The sequence below is a fragment of the Bradyrhizobium sp. USDA 4473 genome (assembly GCF_054063335.1).
On the sequence record NZ_JBSSGE010000001.1, the window covers coordinates 6,481,982 to 6,496,833 of the forward strand.

The window sequence follows — 14,852 nt, forward strand, 5'->3', positions numbered from 1 at the left end:
TGATTATGCCGCCTTCCCTAGATTGCGCAAGCGAAGCAACGGGATCGAGGCGGTATGGGTGAGCTCTGGGGAATTTTGGCGGCGGTCGCGTCGAGCGCGATCGGCGGAACCTCGATCGGGGCGACCCGGTTTCTGGTCGGCGCCATCGATCCGCTGGCGATCGGTGCGTTCCGTTTCGGCATCGGCGTCCTGCTTCTGCTGCCGCTCGCGCTGCTCCAGCGCGGCAGCTGGCCGCCGCGGCGCGACTGGCTCGGCACAGCCGGCCTCGGCCTGCTGTTCTTTGCAGCGTTTCCGATCCTGTTCAATGCATCGCTGATCTTCACGACCGCAGCGCGCAGCGCGCTCGCGCTCTCGACACTGCCGCTGCTGACCATGCTGGTCGGCGCCGCGCTCGGCGCCGAGCCACTCACCGCGCGCAAGACCATCGGCGTGCTGGTCACCATCCTCGGCGTCGCGATGGCGCTGCTCTCCGGCCTCGCCGCGGCACCAGAAGGCGCCTGGCGCGGCGACCTGTTGATGGTCGCCGCCGCACTGTGCATGGCGCTCTACAGCATCTGGTCAAAATCCTATATCCGCCGCTCCGGCCCGATCCCCTTCACCACCCTGGCGATGGCGGCTGGCGCTGCGGTCCTGATAACAGCCTCGCTGCTGCGCGGCAGTTTTGCGCCGGTCGCCGATTTCGGTGCACCGCAATGGTTCGGCGCGACCTATCTCGGCGCCTTCGGCGCAGCGCTCACCTTCTATCTCTGGGCCTTCGCACTGGAGCGGACGACGCCGACGCGGGTAGCGATCTCGGTCACCGTCAATCCGATCGCTGCCTCGCTGGTCGGCGCCGCGCTGCTCGGCGAGCCGCTGAGCTGGAATCTGATGGCCGGCATCGTCACCGTGTTCGTCGGCATCTGGATCGCGACCACCACCCAGCCGCACCAGGCGCGCATGGCCGCGCCGGAGACGCACTGACCGGAGGCCGCTCGCCCGCAAGGCCATCAGCGAATCCGTGCTAGCCTGAGGTCCGGTCCCCGCGAACCTAAAGGCGGCACGCATTGAACATTTCCCTCTACGACGTCTCTGTCTGGGTGCTGCCGCTGGTCATCGCGATCACGTTTCACGAAGCCGCACACGGCTACGTTGCGCACCGGCTCGGCGATGACACCGCCTGGAAGCTCGGCCGCGTCAGCTTCAACCCGCTGAAGCACATCGACCCGTTCGGCACGCTGATCCTGCCTGCGATGCTGCTGTTCGCGCATTCGCCGTTCCTGTTCGGCTACGCCAAGCCGGTGCCGGTGAACTTCCGCAAGCTGAACCGTCCCAAGCTCGACATGGTCTGGGTGGCGCTGGCCGGTCCGGTCACCAACATCATCCTGGCGACCGCGGCAGCGCTGGCATTCCACGCGCTGCCATTGGTTCCCGCCGATGCCGCGAAATGGACCGCGGATAATCTGAAAAACGCGTTCCTGATCAATATCGTGCTCGCGATCTTCAATATGATGCCGATCCCGCCGCTGGACGGCGGCCGGGTCGCGGTCGGGCTGCTGCCGCGGCCGCTGGCCATCCCGCTGGCCCGGCTGGAGCCCTACGGCATGCTGATCCTGATCGGGCTCCTGATCCTGCTGCCCGTGATTGGCAGGCAAGTCGGCCTAAATCTTGATGTTATTTCAACGATACTGCGAACTCTGACCGGCTATGTGATCAATGCCCTTCTCCTCATTACCGGAAACACATAGCTTTCATGAGTGCACGACCCGATCGGAAAACCGGTGCCCGCTTGCCGGGGTCATGCGCGGGGACAGGAACGCGTCGAGGCCATGGTGATCAAAGCTGCCGATATGCTGATTGCACGACGCGCCGATACGCGTGCGCGGGCTGACTTTGCAACCTGGAAGATGATGGCCAAGCTGAACGGCGCCTCGGCGCTGCCGCCCGAAGCGCAGAATTTCCTCGCCATCTACAAGAAGCTCACAGAGCAGATGAGCGACGCCGAGGCCAGCGAGGCCACCATCCAGGAGATGTACCGCACCTACTATGCGGAGATGGGCGGCGCCGGCAAGGCGCCCGAGGTTCCGGCACGGACGCGCGAGCCGGTCGCCGACACCGGCAATGTCACCGCATTCCGCCGCCTGCCCGCAAAGAAGACGAATACGTCGAACCCGAACGCCAAGCGTCCGATGCCGGTGGCGCTGATCTTCGCCTGCCTCGTCGTGGTCTACGTCGCGATCCGCTACCACTGGAGATAGCGCCGTCGGCGCTTCTCTTCGTCTCCGATATTGATGACCGACACGCGGGTGGCGCGGCATCGCGCCGCGCGTCATCAGCCGCGCAATCGCCGCCGCGTGGAATATCGCGTGCACGTACTCGCGGCGGTGCCCTAGGCGCTGCGCCCGATGCCGGGCATAATGCGGAACTCAAAAAACAAAATCATACTGGAGGGAACATGAAGCATTCCATTGCAGCCCTGATCATGACCACAAGCCTCGTGTTCGCCGGCGCAGCGTCGGCGCAGACGATGGACAAGGTGGCGAAGGTCGGCGCGCTCGGCGATCAGTCCGGCCTCTATCAGGATATCGGCGGTCCCGGCTCGACGGTGGCGGCGCAGATGGCGATCGAGGATTCCGGGCTGCTGGCCAAGGGCTGGAAGATCGATCTGGTCTCGGCGGATCACCAGAACAAGCCGGATGTCGCGGTCAATATCGGCAAGCAATGGATCGATGTCGAGAAGGTCGACGTGTTCGTCGATCTCGCCGCCTCCAATGTCGGGCTCGCGATCGCCAACCTCGCCAAGGAAAAGAATGTCGTCAATCTGAACTCGGGCTCCGCCTCGTCCGACCTCACCGGCGCGCAGTGCTCGCCGAACACGGTGCATTGGGTCTACGACACCTACATGCTCGCCAACGGCACCGGCAAGGCGCTGGTGAAATCCGGCGGCGATAGCTGGTTCTTCCTCACCGCGGATTATGCCTTCGGCCAGGCGCTCGAGCGCGACACGTCCGCGGTCGTCACCGCCAATGGCGGCAAGGTGCTCGGCAGCGTCAAGCATCCGCTCAACAACGCCGACTTCTCGTCGTTCCTGCTGCAGGCGCAAAGCTCGAAGGCCAAGATCGTCGGCCTCGCCAATGCCGGCGGCGACACCACCAATGCGATCAAGCAGGCCGCCGAATTCGGCATCGTCTCGGGCGGCCAACGGCTTGCCGGCATGCTGCTGTTCATCACCGACATCAACGCGCTCGGCCTCAACGTCGCGCAGGGCCTGAACTTCACCGAGACGTTCTACTGGGACATGAACGAGCAGACCCGCGCCTTCACCAAGCGCTTCATGGAGCGTTTCAAGAAGAACCCGCCGACCATGGTGCAGGCCGGCGTCTATTCGTCGCTGATCCACTATTTCAAGGCGCTCGACGCGCTCGGCGGCAATCCGCATGACGGCCGCGCCGTGGTCGCCAAGATGAAGGAGATGCCGACCGACGATCCCTTGTTCGGCAAGGGCTCGATCCGCGTCGACGGCCGCAAGATCCACCCGGCCTATCTGTTCGAGGTGAAGAAGCCATCGGAATCGAAATATCCGTGGGACTATTACAAGCTTGTCGCCACCATCCCCGCGGATGAGGCCTGGCTGCCGCTCGAGAAGAGCGTCTGCCCGCTGGTGAAGAAGAGCTGACGCGCTACTTCTTCGGCTTGTTGAACGTGACCGGAAGCGTGAAGGAGAACTGGTCCTCGGTCAGCCCGGCGGGCGGCGCCGGCACCGGATCGGAACGGTGCACCATCGAGACCGCGGCGTCGTCGAACGCGACATCTCCGGACGTTTCCATCACGGCGACGGACAACACCTTGCCGAGGCGGTTGAGCACCAGGGCAAGCTTCACCTTGCCCTCCTTGGCCTTGCCGTTCTCCGGGAATTTCTTGTGCAGGTCGAGATAGGCGCTGATCTTCTTGCCCCATTTGGCGGTCAGCGCGAGCTTGTCCTTGCCGATGCCGGGATTGGGCGCCTTGGTCGTCTCCGACTGGCGCGCGTCGTCGAGCTTGGTCGGCGCGGCCGCTTCTGAAGCCTGCTGCGCCTCCTGGGCGTTGGTCTCGACCTTGGCGACCTTGGCCTCCTCCTCCTTCTGCTTCTTGGCGGTGTCTTCCGTCACGATGCGATCGGGATCGTCGGCCTCGACAGGCTTTTCCTGAGGCAGGTCGGTGTCCTTCACCTCCGCCTTCTGCTGCGCCATCTCCTGCACGGCCTGCTGCTCATCGGACGGCGCACCGGGCGGTGCCGCTTCTTCAGGGACATCCGGCGAGGAGAGCTCGATGGCATACTCGGCGCCTGCGGCGCCAAGTCCCTCGTCGCCGTCGTCGCCGCGCAGATTCGTCAGCGCCAGCGCCGCGCCGCCCAGATGCAGCCCGACCGCCGTCACCGCGGCGATCACCCAGAGCCGCTTCGAGGTCCGCAGATCGAGATCGGGGTTGGTGGACATCGCTGCTCGCCGTCAGGGTTTGGCCGGCTCGGCCGGCGCCGCCGCGGGCGCGCCCGGAACGCCCTCGAGCGTGACCAGCTTCACATGCGTATAGCCGCCGGCGCGCAGCAGCTCCATGACGCCCATCAGCTCGCCATAGGGCACCGTGCGATCGGCACGCAGGAACACGTATTTGTCCCGGCTCATGTCAGGCACCGCATCGAGCGAATTGATCAGCTCGGCCCGCTTCACGGCGTTCTCGCCGATCGCCAGCGTCAGGTCCGGCTTGATGCTGAGATAGGTCGGCTTGTCCGGCTTCTTCTGCGGCGTCGCGCTGGAGGTCGGCAGGTCGATCGGCAGGTCGACGGTCGAGAGCGGCGCCGCCACCATGAAGATGATCAAGAGCACCAGCATGACGTCGATGAATGGCGTGACGTTGATCTCGTGGGATTCCGCGAAATCGTCGTCGCCGTCGTTCTCGGAGATCGAGACTGCCATCGCTTACTCCGCCGCGGCGGCGCGCCCATGCGCGCTGCGCGGAACGTCACCGGGAATGCTGCCATGGGTGCGGTCGAGATCGCGCGACAGCAGCCGCCCCGCGGCGCCCGACGCGCGGTTGACCAGCTCGAGATAGACCTTCGTGACGCGCGAGAAATGGTTGTAGATGATGACAGCGGGGATCGCCGCGACCAGACCGATCGCGGTCGCCAGCAGCGCTTCCGCGATGCCCGGCGCCACCACGGCAAGGTTGGTCGTCTGCGACTTCGAAATGCCGATGAAGCTGTTCATGATGCCCCAGACCGTGCCGAACAGGCCGACGAAGGGCGAGGTCGCGCCGATGGTCGCGAGCAGGCCCATGCCGACGCGGATCTTGCGGGCTTCGGCGCGCACGATCTCGGCGAAGCTCGAGGCGGCGCGCTCCTTGATGCCGGCATCGCTCGAGATGCCCGCCGACAGACGTCCCTCGCGCATCGCGGCGGCAATGAACGACGACAGCACGCTGCCCTTGGCGCCGAGCGCGAACTGCGCTTCGGCCAGCGAACGCGATTCAGCGATCTTGGCGAGCGCGCCGCGCAGCTTGCTCTGCGCCACTGTCAGCTCGACCATCTTGGCGATGAACACCGTCCAGGTCACGAGCGACGCGAAGGCAAGGCCAAGCATCACCGCCTTCACGATGATGTCGGCGTTCAAGAACATATTCCACGGCGACAGTTCGTGCAGGCCGGTCGCGGTCGACTTCGGCGACTTGCCGTCGCCGCCGGCGGGCGACGCTTCAAGCGCCAGTGCCGGAGCCGCCGCGGCTTGTGCCGGCGCGGCCTGGGCTGGCGGCGCCACGGGCGCGGCCGGCTGAGCCACCGGCGCCGCCTGGGCAGCGGCCGCAGGCTGGGCCTGGGCGGCCGGCGGTTGAGCCGCGGGAGCGGACTGCGGCCGGGTCACGGACTGCGCGGCAGGCGCCGTTTGCTGCTGCGCCGAAGACGGCGCGGCCAGCATCAGCATCGCCAGCGAGGCGATCATGGCGGATGCAGCGGGGAACTTGAATGTCATCATCAGTTACACTTCAGCCCAGTGACGGATCAGGTTGTGATAAATCCCGGTCAATTTGACCGTTTCAGGGTCATCGCGCCCCAGCCGCTCCACCAGAGCCTGGATCGCAGTATCGAGATCAAAGATCAGGCTGCGCGCGTGAGCATCCCGTACCATGCTCTGCAACCAGAAAAAAGACGCTACTCGAACTCCCCGCGTGACCGGCGTGACCAGATGCAAGCTGGAAGCAGGATAAAGTACCAGATCGCCCGCCGGCAGCTTGATTTCATGCGATCCGTAGCGGTCCTCGATGACGAGTTCGCCGCCATCGTACTCTTCCGGCTCCGATAAAAACAGCGTGACCGAGAGGTCGGTGCGGATCCGCATGCCGGTCAGTCGGTCGCCGCGCACCGCATTGTCGACATGCAGACCGAAATGGTGCCCGTCGCTTGCGGCGTAGCGATTGAACAAGGGCGGAAAGATCCTCAGCGGGATCGCCGCCGAGATGAACCGCGGGCTTGCCGACAGCGCCGATAGGATGCGGTTGCCGAGCAGCCTGGCGACCTCGCTGTCGGGCGGCAGCTGCTCGTTGCGCTTGACCATGGCGGACGCAGCACCCGCGGTCGAGCGGCCGTCCTCCCATTCGGCTTGCTCCATGATGCGGCGGAAGTCCGCCACATCAGCCTTGCTCAATACGTTGGGAACACAGACCAGCATCTTGCGCCGCAGAGCCTCCGTCAGTAACGCGCAGACACAACCAGATACGCAGCGCGTCCCGGCGCTTCCAGCACGAAAGGTGTCGCACTCTGGTAGAGCGCATCGTAGTAGCGCTTGTCGAAGATGTTGTTGACGAACAGCTTCACGGTCCAGTGCTGGTCGATCTTCGCTTCGGCGAAGGCGTCGAAGCGCCAGTAGCTCGGGAGCGAGGTGCCCTGGTTGGCCGCGAGCAGCGTGCCGCCATAAATCTTCGAGCGGTAGACCGCCTGCCCGCCGAGCTCCCACATGTCGGTGAGCTGGTACTTCGTCAGCATGCTGAACGACTGATGCGCGACGTTGGCGAGCGGCAGCCCGACATTGGTCGGGTAGAGCAGCGGCTGCGGCGACGGCGCATTGGACTTCGTCACCTGCGACTGCATCAGCACGAGGCCGCCGAACACACTCCACTTGTCGGTGATCTTGCCGCCGACGCCGAGATCGATGCCGCGTACCCAGTAGGCGGCACCGGCAGTGATGCACGATACGGAGCTCGTGATCTGGGGGGTGGTGACCGGATAGGGACAGGTCGCCGTGCCGGTCGTTGGCGTGATGTTCTGCGCCTCGCGCGCGTTTTCCTTGTTGGTCTGGAACAGCGCGGCCGTCACCAGCAGGTGCCGGTCGAACAGCTCCCACTTGGTGCCGACTTCGATCGCCTGGTTCTTTTCCGGCCCGAAGATCTGGTTGGAGCTGCCGTTGAGGACGGGCGACAGGCCGCCATACGCCGTGCTGGTGCCGTCGAATTCTGCGCCCACCGGGTTCGACGACGTCGCGTACGCGGCGTAAACGCTGCCGTTCGGCGCGGGCTTCAGCGTCAGCCCGAGGTTGAAGTTCGGCATGCCGAACTCCGCGCTCTGCGCACCGAAGACCGTCGCGCCAGACACCGTGCCGTATCCGCTGGTCTTGATCAAATAGTCGTCGTAGCGGATGCCGCCATTGAGGATGACGAGATCACGGTAGTTGACGCTGTCGAGCAGATAGACGCTCGCGGTGTCGATCGCGAGGTTGGTCGGCAGACCGCTCAATGTCGGCGTCGACGTGAACGGCGTGTAGGTGTATTGCGGCGCGAATACATTGACGCCGGAAATCGAGCCGGCGCCGTTGAACGGCGTACCGGTCGTCAGCTCCGAACTCAAGCCGGTGTATTTGTCGATATACGAGGTCTCGCGCGAGATCTCGACGCCGCCGACCGCCGTGTGCCTGAAGCCGCCGGTGTCGAACTTGTAGGTCGCTTCGCTCTGGTTTGCGACCACGTCGGTGATCTGGTAGCGGCTCTGCGGATTCATCGTGATCGTCGAAGCCGAGAGCGGGCTCGCGACAACCGGCGACTCGGCAATTGTCCCGATGTAGTTGTTCATCGCACGCGACGCGCGGAACTTGTCGGTGAGGACGAGGTCCGGCGTGACATGGACTTCGGTGCTGACCGTTCCGATGTCCTGCTGAACCTTGAAGAAGTCGCGATTGACCAAGCCGTAGAAATTATTGGCGGGGGAGCCGAATTGAGGGAACGGACCGCCGGCGGTGCTGGTGAAGATGTTTCCTGGCGCCGGTGAACCCGGTCGGTAGTAGGGAACGCCGAAGTCCGGTATGCCGTGGAGGTCGGTGTGCACGTAGTCAGCGGTGATCTTCACCGCGTCGATCGGTGTCCACTTCGCCGCGACGAAGGCTCCGCTGCGGTCATCGGTGGTGTTGTTGCGCCCGGCGACGTTGGCGTCCTGGAACAGGCCGCCGGCGCGGATCGCCAGCGTCGGGCTGATCACCTGGTTGACGTCGAGTGTCACCCGCTTGGTCTGGTCGGTGCCAAACGTGGTGTCCATGTTGTAGAAGCTCTTCTCCGTCGTCGCCTGCTTGGTGACGATGTTGATCGCGCCGCCGGTGGTGCCGCGGCCTGCAAAGGACGAGCCGGGGCCGCGCAGGATCTCGACCTGTTCGGTGAAGAAGTTCTCGCGGACGCTGACGCCGGGATCGCGCACGCCGTCGATGAAGATGTCGTTGCGCGCATCGAAGCCGCGGATGAAGAAGCGGTCGCCGAACGCATTGCCGCCCTCGCCGGTGCCGAGCGTGACGCCCGCCGTCGACAGGATCGCCGATTTCAGCGAGGTGGCGTTCTTGTCTTCGAGGATGTCCTTGGTCAGCACCGTGACCGACTTCGGCGTGTTCAGGATCGGCTCGGGAAACTTGCCGGACGCCTGCAGACGGTCGCCCTTGTACGGCGCCGCCGGATCGGCGTAGGGGTTGCGGTCGGGGGGAAGACCGCCGGCATTCGGAAACGGCACCGGCGCCTGCTGTGCCTGCTGGTTGGCGCGCCGCGCGGCGCGGCGCAGCGCATTGCGGGCGCGGACCTGGTCCGATGGCGGCTTGGATGAGACGGGCTTCGGACGCGCGACCGGGGCATCGACGTTGACGGGCGGCAGGCTGGACTGCTGCGCTTCGGCTCCCGAAAACGACGCCACCGCGATCAGGCTCGCGACCGCGGAGACCTTCGTGGCGGAATAACCCGTATCATCAGCCGAACCGATTGCTGCTCCGAAGCGCAGCGATCTCGGCGCCTTCATATTGTTCATGTCTTGCACGCCCCCAAACGAAGTCAGTTCGATCGCGAAATGAAGCTGCGACGAACTGTCTCTTTCGGTTATCGAGCGTGACTTTTTTTATCAATGCGGCGAGCGCAACACTTCGCTTGAATCGCCCCAATTCAAAGCGATTCTAATCTCGCCTTTGAAATCGTTCTAAACTGAAGTTTTTAAGCATTCTAATAATCGTTCTAAATTGCTGCCTCGCATGGTTGCAGGCAGCGGCCGATGCGCCTTTCACTCGGCGCTTGGCGGCTTCATCAGTGAAAACAGCTCGTCGATGGTCCGCTGCGCGACCTGCCGCACGCGGTCGCTGTTCTCGAGGCCGGCGATATTGACGCCGTTGACGACCGCTTTGATCTCGTCGCGGAAGTCGGTGAGGAAGCGCAGCGGGTCTCGCTGCTCATTGGCGACGCGCGCGATCAATCCTGTCACCAGGAGCTGGCACGCCATCATGCGCCCGTTCAACTCATCCATCGCTGTCCTCGTCCGCTCACACCGTCGCTGCGCGATATGAACGACATCCCGCGGCGTTTCAACCGCGTCGCGCAATCTCGACGAGCCGACGCAGACGTTCTTGCAAAGAGACGCACGCTATTTCGCGGCGATGTGCTCCGCCTCCTCGCCGAGCAGCTTGATGCGGTCCTTGACCGCGCGGAGCGTGGCAAGGCCGCTCTCGACATGCTTGTCCGAGACGTCGCGCAGCACGTCGCAGGCGATCGCATCGCGCAGACTGTCGAGATCGTCGACCAGCCGGCGCCCGCTGTTGGTCAGGAACAGGCGATTGGCGCGGCGATCCCTGGGATCGGGACGACGTTCGAGCAGACCATGCTCGACGAGGCGGTCGAGCAGCCGCACCAGCGAGATCGGCTGCAATTCGAGGACATCGGCGAGATCGACCTGGGACAATCCCTCCTGCTCGCGCAAACGGAAGAGCACGATCCATTGAGCACGCGTGGTGCCTCGCGCCTTGGCGCGATGATCGATATAGTTGCGCAGCAGCCGGGAACTCTCGACGAGCTGCGCAATGAACTGGCGTTTGAGATCGCGCGACATAGGGGTCCTCGGTGCGTTTCCCAGACGGAATGTTGCTGCTCGTTTCTGACCTAAACCTTTCCAAATGTTTAGGATTCTCAAGCCTTGGTGTGTTTACACATTAAGTGCACGCATATTATATCCGCAAGCTCTGTGAACCGTTTCAATCACCCTTTATTGTTACGTCGAACCCAAGAGTCCGCATGTCAAAGTCACGCACCATCGGTTGGGTTTTAGTGATCGCTGCGGTCGGCGCCGCCGGTTATTTCGGCTGGCAAAAATATACACTCAACCAGCAGGCGACCGAGGCCGCGCAGAAGCGCGCCGCCCAGCGCCCGGCGGTTCCGGTCAAGATCTCGCCGGTCGAAAAGGCCGACTTCCCGGTCTACCTCACCGGTCTCGGCACGGTGCAGGCGTTCAACACCGTCCAGGTCCGCACCCGGGTCGACGGCCAGATCACCAAGATCGCCTTCAAGGAAGGCCAGTTCGTCAAGGCGGGCGATACGCTGGTCGAGATCGATCCGCGGCCCTATCAGGCAACGCTCGACCAGGCCAAGGCCAAGAAGGCCCAGGACGAGGCCAACCTCGCCAACGCCAATCTCGATCTGCAGCGCTACACCAAGCTCGGCGAGTTTGCGACCCGTCAGCAGCTCGATACCCAGCGTTCCACCGTGGCCCAGCTCACGGCGCAGATCGCGGCCGACGAGGCCGCCATCTTCAACGCGCAGACCCAGGTCGACTACACCACCGTGAAGTCGCCGATCGACGGCATCGTCGGCCTGCGCCTGGTCGATATCGGCAACATCGTCAACGCCTCGGCCCAGACCGGCATCGTGACGATCACCCAGATCGAGCCGATCACGGTGATTTTCACTGCGCCGGAGGACCAGCTGCCCGACATCAAGGCCGCGCTCGCCGTGGCGCCGCCGAAGACCATTGCGCTGACCACCGACGGCAAGAGGGTGCTCTCGACCGGAACCCTGGCGCTGATCAACAATCAGGTCGATACCACGAGCGGGACTGTCCGGCTCAAGGCGGTGTTTGATAACAAGGACCATGCGCTGTGGCCGGGCCAGTCGGTCTCCACCCGGCTGCTGGTCAAAACCTTGAAGGATGCCACCGTCGTCCCGGATGACGCAGTGCAGCATGGCACCGAAGGCCTCTACGCGTATTCAGTCAATCAGGAGAACAAGGCCGAGCTTCGCAAACTCAAGGTCAGCCAGTCGATCGACGGCAAGTCGGTGATCGATGAGGGCCTGTCGCCCGGACAGCAGGTGATCACCGCCGGCCAGTACAAGGTCTCGCCGGGAACCCTGGTGACAACGGCGGTGGCGAGCTCGGATCAGTCCCAGTCGAAGGTCACGCAGGAATGAGCGCCGGAATATCCGCACCATTCATTCGCTTCCCCATCGGCACCTCGCTGCTGATGGCAGGCATCCTGTTCATCGGCCTCGTGGCCTATCCGCTGCTGCCGGTCGCGCCGCTGCCGCAGGTCGACTTCCCCACCATCCAGATCACCGCGACGCTGCCCGGCGCGAGTCCCGAGACGATGGCGACCTCGGTCGCCCAGCCGCTGGAACGCCAGTTCGCGCAGATCCCTGGCATCGCCCAGATGACCTCGACGAGCTATCTGGGCACCGCGGCGGTCACCATTCAGTTCGACCTCAACCGCTCGATCGACGGCGCCGCCAACGACGTGCAGGCCGCCATCAACGCGGCCAGCGGCCAGCTGCCGAAGACCCTGCCCTCGCCGCCGACCTATCGCAAGGTCAACCCGGCGGACGCGCCGATCATGCTGCTGTCGGCGACGTCCGACACGCTGCCGCTGACCACGGTCAGTGACGCCGTCGACGCCCAGCTGGCCCAGCAGATCAGCCAGATTTCCGGTGTCGCGCAGGTCATCATCGGCGGCCAGCAGAAGCCGTCGGTCCGCGTCCAGATCGACCCGGCCAAGCTCGTCGCCAAGGGCCTGTCGCTGGAAGACGTCCGCGCCGCGATCAACATCGCCACCGTCGACAGCCCGAAGGGCAACATCGACGGCACCACCCGCGCCTACACCATCTACGCCAACGACCAGCTGCTGACGGCTGATCCGTGGAATGACGTCATCATCGCCTACCGCAATGGCGGGCCGCTGCGCATCCGCGACGTCGGCCAGGCCGTCACCGGACCGGAGGACGCCAAGCAGGCCGCCTGGGCCAATGGCCAGCGCGGCGTGTTCCTCGTCGTGTTCAAGCAGCCCGGCGCCAACGTCATCGACACCGTCGACAAGATCAAGGCGACGCTGCCCAGGCTGGTTGCCGCGATACCGCCGGCGATCAAGATCGAAGTCATCTCCGACCGCACCACCACGATCCGCGCCGCGGTGGAGGACGTTCAGTACACCCTGCTCCTGACCATCTTCCTGGTCGTGATGGTGATCTTCGTCTTCCTGCGCAGTTTCTGGGCGACCGTGATCCCGACCGTGACGGTGCCCTTGGCGCTGCTCGGCGCCTGCGCGCTGATGTGGGTGTTCGGCTACACCCTCGACAATCTGTCGCTGATGGCGCTGACGATCGCGGTCGGCTTCGTGGTCGACGACGCCATCGTGATGCTGGAGAACATCAGCCGCTACATCGAAGAGGGCGAGAAGCCGATGGCGGCCGCCTTCAAGGGGTCGCAGGAAATCGGCTTCACGATCGTTTCGATCAGCATCTCGCTGGTCGCGGTGCTGATCCCGCTGCTGCTGATGGGCGGCATCATCGGCCGCCTGTTCCGCGAATTCGCGGTCGTGCTGGCGATGACGATCTTCGTCTCGATGTTCGTGTCGCTGACGCTGACCCCGATGATGGCCTCGCGTTTCCTGCGCGCGCACAATGAGGAGAAGCACGGCCGCTTCTACCAGCTCAGCGAGCGCGGCTTCGACGCCATGCTGCGCGGCTATCAGAGCGTGCTCGACCTCGCGCTGCGCTGGAAGTTCACCACGCTGATGATCTTCTTCGCGACATTGGCGCTGTCGGTCTACATGTTCGTGATCATCCCGAAGGGCTTCTTCCCGCAGCAGGACGTCGGCCTGATCACCGCGACCTCGGAAGCCAACCAGGACATCTCCTTCGCCGAGATGAAGCGCAAGCAGGAGGAGCTCGGCAAGATCGTCATGCAGGATCCCGGCGTGGCGACGGTGGCGATGGCGATCGGCGGCAGCGGCCGTGCCGGCAATAACGGCACCATGTTCATCACGCTGAAGCCGCTGAGCGAGCGCGACGCCAACGCGCAGCAGATCATCGCCCGGCTGCGGCCGAAGCTGGAGAAGATCCAGGGCGCCCGGCTGTTCATGCAGGCGGCACAGGACGTTCGCCTCGGCGGCCGCCCGACCCGTACCCAGTTCGAGTTCACGCTGCAGGACGCCGACCTCAACGAGCTGAACCAGTGGGCGCCGAAGATCCTGTCGAAGATGCAGACGCTGCCGCAGCTTCGCGACGTCGCCACCGACCAGCAGACCAACGGCACCACGGTCGAGCTGAAGATCAACCGCGACACCGCCTCGCGCTACGGCATCCAGCCGCAGCTGATCGACGACACGCTCTATGACGCCTTCGGCCAGCGCCAGGTGACGCAGTACTTCACCCAGCTCAACAGCTACCACGTGATCCTCGAGGTGCTGCCGGAGTTGCAGGGCGCGATCGACACGCTGAACAACATCTACGTCAAGTCGCCGCTGACCGGCGACCAGGTGCCGCTGTCGACCTTTGCGAAATGGACCAGCGCGCCGGTGCGGCCGCTGTCGATCAGCCACCAGGGCCAGTTCCCGGCGATCACGATCTCCTTCAACCTGGCGCAGGGTACAGCGCTCGGCCAAGCGACGGAGGCGGTGCAGAAGGCGATGGTCGACCTCGGCGCGCCGCCGACCCTGAGCTCGAGCTTCCAGGGCACCGCGCAGGCGTTCCAGCAATCGCTGTCGACCGTGCCGCTGTTGATCCTGGCGGCGCTCGTGGTGGTCTACCTGATCCTCGGCATTCTCTACGAGAGCTACATCCACCCCATCACGATTCTATCGACGCTGCCGTCGGCCGGCGTCGGCGCGCTGGCGATCCTGATGGCGGCCGGCTTCGACTTCTCGCTGATCGCGCTGATCGGCATCATCCTCTTGATCGGCATCGTCAAGAAGAACGGCATCATGATGGTCGACTTCGCGATCGCCGCCGAGCGCGACCAGCATTTGGAGCCGGAGGCGGCGATCCGCCAGGCCGCCCTGCTCCGCTTCCGGCCGATCATGATGACGACGATGGCGGCGTTGCTCGGCGGCGTGCCGCTGATGCTGGGGACCGGCACCGGCTCGGAAATCCGCCAGCCGCTCGGCTACGCCATGGTCGGCGGCCTGATCGTCAGCCAGGCGCTGACGCTGTTCACGACCCCGATCGTCTATCTCTATCTCGACAAGCTCTCCAACGCATTTGCGAATTGGGGCCGCTCGCCGCGCGCCGACCATGACGCCGGTGATGGCGAGGACGGATCGGTCAAGCAGGCTGCCGAGTGACTTGACTTTGCCCGGATACCG

At 64.5% G+C, this 14,852-nt stretch carries 13 protein-coding genes; 6 read left to right on the forward strand and 7 right to left on the reverse strand.

Features of this window, described 5'->3' with window-relative positions; genetic code table 11:
* Window positions 1–54: 54 nt before the first annotated feature.
* The 4 genes from ACVW17_RS30770 to ACVW17_RS30785 all read left to right on the forward strand — a co-directional run bounded on the left by ACVW17_RS30770 (window position 55) and on the right by ACVW17_RS30785 (window position 3,652).
* On the forward strand, window positions 55–960 hold the full coding sequence (locus ACVW17_RS30770; RefSeq protein WP_456755360.1) for a DMT family transporter: 906 nt from the start codon (window positions 55–57) through the stop codon (window positions 958–960).
* Window positions 961–1,043: 83 nt separating this feature from the next.
* Window positions 1,044–1,724, forward strand: coding sequence for a site-2 protease family protein (locus ACVW17_RS30775; RefSeq protein ID WP_456755361.1), 681 nt, complete (start codon window positions 1,044–1,046; stop codon window positions 1,722–1,724).
* An 81-nt stretch (window positions 1,725–1,805) separates the two neighbouring features.
* Window positions 1,806–2,234, forward strand: a complete 429-nt coding sequence (locus tag ACVW17_RS30780; RefSeq protein WP_456798228.1) for a hypothetical protein — start codon at window positions 1,806–1,808, stop codon at window positions 2,232–2,234.
* A gap of 197 nt (window positions 2,235–2,431) precedes the next feature.
* Window positions 2,432–3,652, forward strand: a complete 1,221-nt coding sequence (locus ACVW17_RS30785) for an ABC transporter substrate-binding protein (protein ID WP_456755363.1) — start codon at window positions 2,432–2,434, stop codon at window positions 3,650–3,652.
* Window positions 3,653–3,656: 4 nt separating this feature from the next.
* On the opposite strand, the gene ACVW17_RS30790 is transcribed toward ACVW17_RS30785, so the two are convergent.
* From ACVW17_RS30790 to ACVW17_RS30820, 7 genes are all read right to left on the reverse strand, one after another.
* Window positions 3,657–4,451, reverse strand: a complete 795-nt coding sequence (locus ACVW17_RS30790; RefSeq protein ID WP_456755364.1) for an energy transducer TonB family protein — start codon at window positions 4,449–4,451, stop codon at window positions 3,657–3,659.
* A gap of 12 nt (window positions 4,452–4,463) precedes the next feature.
* On the reverse strand, window positions 4,464–4,928 hold the full coding sequence (gene exbD, locus ACVW17_RS30795; RefSeq protein WP_456755365.1) for a TonB system transport protein ExbD: 465 nt from the start codon (window positions 4,926–4,928) through the stop codon (window positions 4,464–4,466).
* A gap of 3 nt (window positions 4,929–4,931) precedes the next feature.
* Window positions 4,932–5,978 carry a tonB-system energizer ExbB gene (gene exbB / locus ACVW17_RS30800; RefSeq protein WP_456798229.1) on the reverse strand — a complete coding sequence of 349 codons (1,047 nt, stop codon included), beginning with the start codon at window positions 5,976–5,978 and terminating at the stop codon, window positions 4,932–4,934.
* 3 nt (window positions 5,979–5,981) lie between these two features.
* Window positions 5,982–6,671, reverse strand: a complete 690-nt coding sequence (locus ACVW17_RS30805; protein WP_456755367.1) for a Fe2+-dependent dioxygenase — start codon at window positions 6,669–6,671, stop codon at window positions 5,982–5,984.
* 20 nt (window positions 6,672–6,691) lie between these two features.
* Window positions 6,692–9,271 carry a TonB-dependent receptor gene (locus ACVW17_RS30810; RefSeq protein WP_456798230.1) on the reverse strand — a complete coding sequence of 860 codons (2,580 nt, stop codon included), beginning with the start codon at window positions 9,269–9,271 and terminating at the stop codon, window positions 6,692–6,694.
* A 246-nt stretch (window positions 9,272–9,517) separates the two neighbouring features.
* Entirely contained in the window at window positions 9,518–9,757 is a 240-nt protein-coding gene (locus ACVW17_RS30815) for a hypothetical protein (RefSeq protein ID WP_456755369.1), read from the reverse strand.
* Between the two features lie 117 nt (window positions 9,758–9,874).
* A complete protein-coding gene (locus ACVW17_RS30820; RefSeq protein ID WP_456755370.1) occupies window positions 9,875–10,336 on the reverse strand; it encodes a MarR family winged helix-turn-helix transcriptional regulator in 462 nt (153 codons plus the stop codon).
* 182 nt (window positions 10,337–10,518) lie between these two features.
* Here ACVW17_RS30820 and ACVW17_RS30825 point away from each other — a divergent pair, with 182 nt between their 5' ends.
* Both ACVW17_RS30825 and ACVW17_RS30830 read left to right on the forward strand, forming a co-directional pair.
* Window positions 10,519–11,688, forward strand: coding sequence for an efflux RND transporter periplasmic adaptor subunit (locus tag ACVW17_RS30825; protein ID WP_456755371.1), 1,170 nt, complete (start codon window positions 10,519–10,521; stop codon window positions 11,686–11,688).
* Window positions 11,685–14,831, forward strand: a complete 3,147-nt coding sequence (locus tag ACVW17_RS30830; protein WP_456755372.1) for a multidrug efflux RND transporter permease subunit — start codon at window positions 11,685–11,687, stop codon at window positions 14,829–14,831. Before ACVW17_RS30825 ends, ACVW17_RS30830 begins: the two co-directional genes overlap by 4 nt.
* Window positions 14,832–14,852 lie beyond the last annotated feature (21 nt).

What these genes read in the sequence shown, in the direction of transcription:
- ACVW17_RS30820 (WP_456755370.1), bottom strand. Translation starts at nt 10,336, where the DNA reads ATGTCGCGCGATCTCAAACGCCAGTTCATTGCGCAGCTCGTCGAGAGT.
- ACVW17_RS30825 (WP_456755371.1), top strand. Translation starts at nt 10,519, where the DNA reads ATGTCAAAGTCACGCACCATCGGTTGGGTTTTAGTGATCGCTGCGGTC.
- exbD (WP_456755365.1), bottom strand. Translation starts at nt 4,928, where the DNA reads ATGGCAGTCTCGATCTCCGAGAACGACGGCGACGACGATTTCGCGGAA.
- exbB (WP_456798229.1), bottom strand. Translation starts at nt 5,978, where the DNA reads ATGATGACATTCAAGTTCCCCGCTGCATCCGCCATGATCGCCTCGCTG.
- ACVW17_RS30770 (WP_456755360.1), top strand. Translation starts at nt 55, where the DNA reads ATGGGTGAGCTCTGGGGAATTTTGGCGGCGGTCGCGTCGAGCGCGATC.
- ACVW17_RS30805 (WP_456755367.1), bottom strand. Translation starts at nt 6,671, where the DNA reads ATGCTGGTCTGTGTTCCCAACGTATTGAGCAAGGCTGATGTGGCGGAC.
- ACVW17_RS30785 (WP_456755363.1), top strand. Translation starts at nt 2,432, where the DNA reads ATGAAGCATTCCATTGCAGCCCTGATCATGACCACAAGCCTCGTGTTC.
- ACVW17_RS30780 (WP_456798228.1), top strand. Translation starts at nt 1,806, where the DNA reads ATGGTGATCAAAGCTGCCGATATGCTGATTGCACGACGCGCCGATACG.
- ACVW17_RS30830 (WP_456755372.1), top strand. Translation starts at nt 11,685, where the DNA reads ATGAGCGCCGGAATATCCGCACCATTCATTCGCTTCCCCATCGGCACC.
- ACVW17_RS30790 (WP_456755364.1), bottom strand. Translation starts at nt 4,451, where the DNA reads ATGTCCACCAACCCCGATCTCGATCTGCGGACCTCGAAGCGGCTCTGG.
- ACVW17_RS30810 (WP_456798230.1), bottom strand. Translation starts at nt 9,271, where the DNA reads ATGAACAATATGAAGGCGCCGAGATCGCTGCGCTTCGGAGCAGCAATC.
- ACVW17_RS30815 (WP_456755369.1), bottom strand. Translation starts at nt 9,757, where the DNA reads ATGGATGAGTTGAACGGGCGCATGATGGCGTGCCAGCTCCTGGTGACA.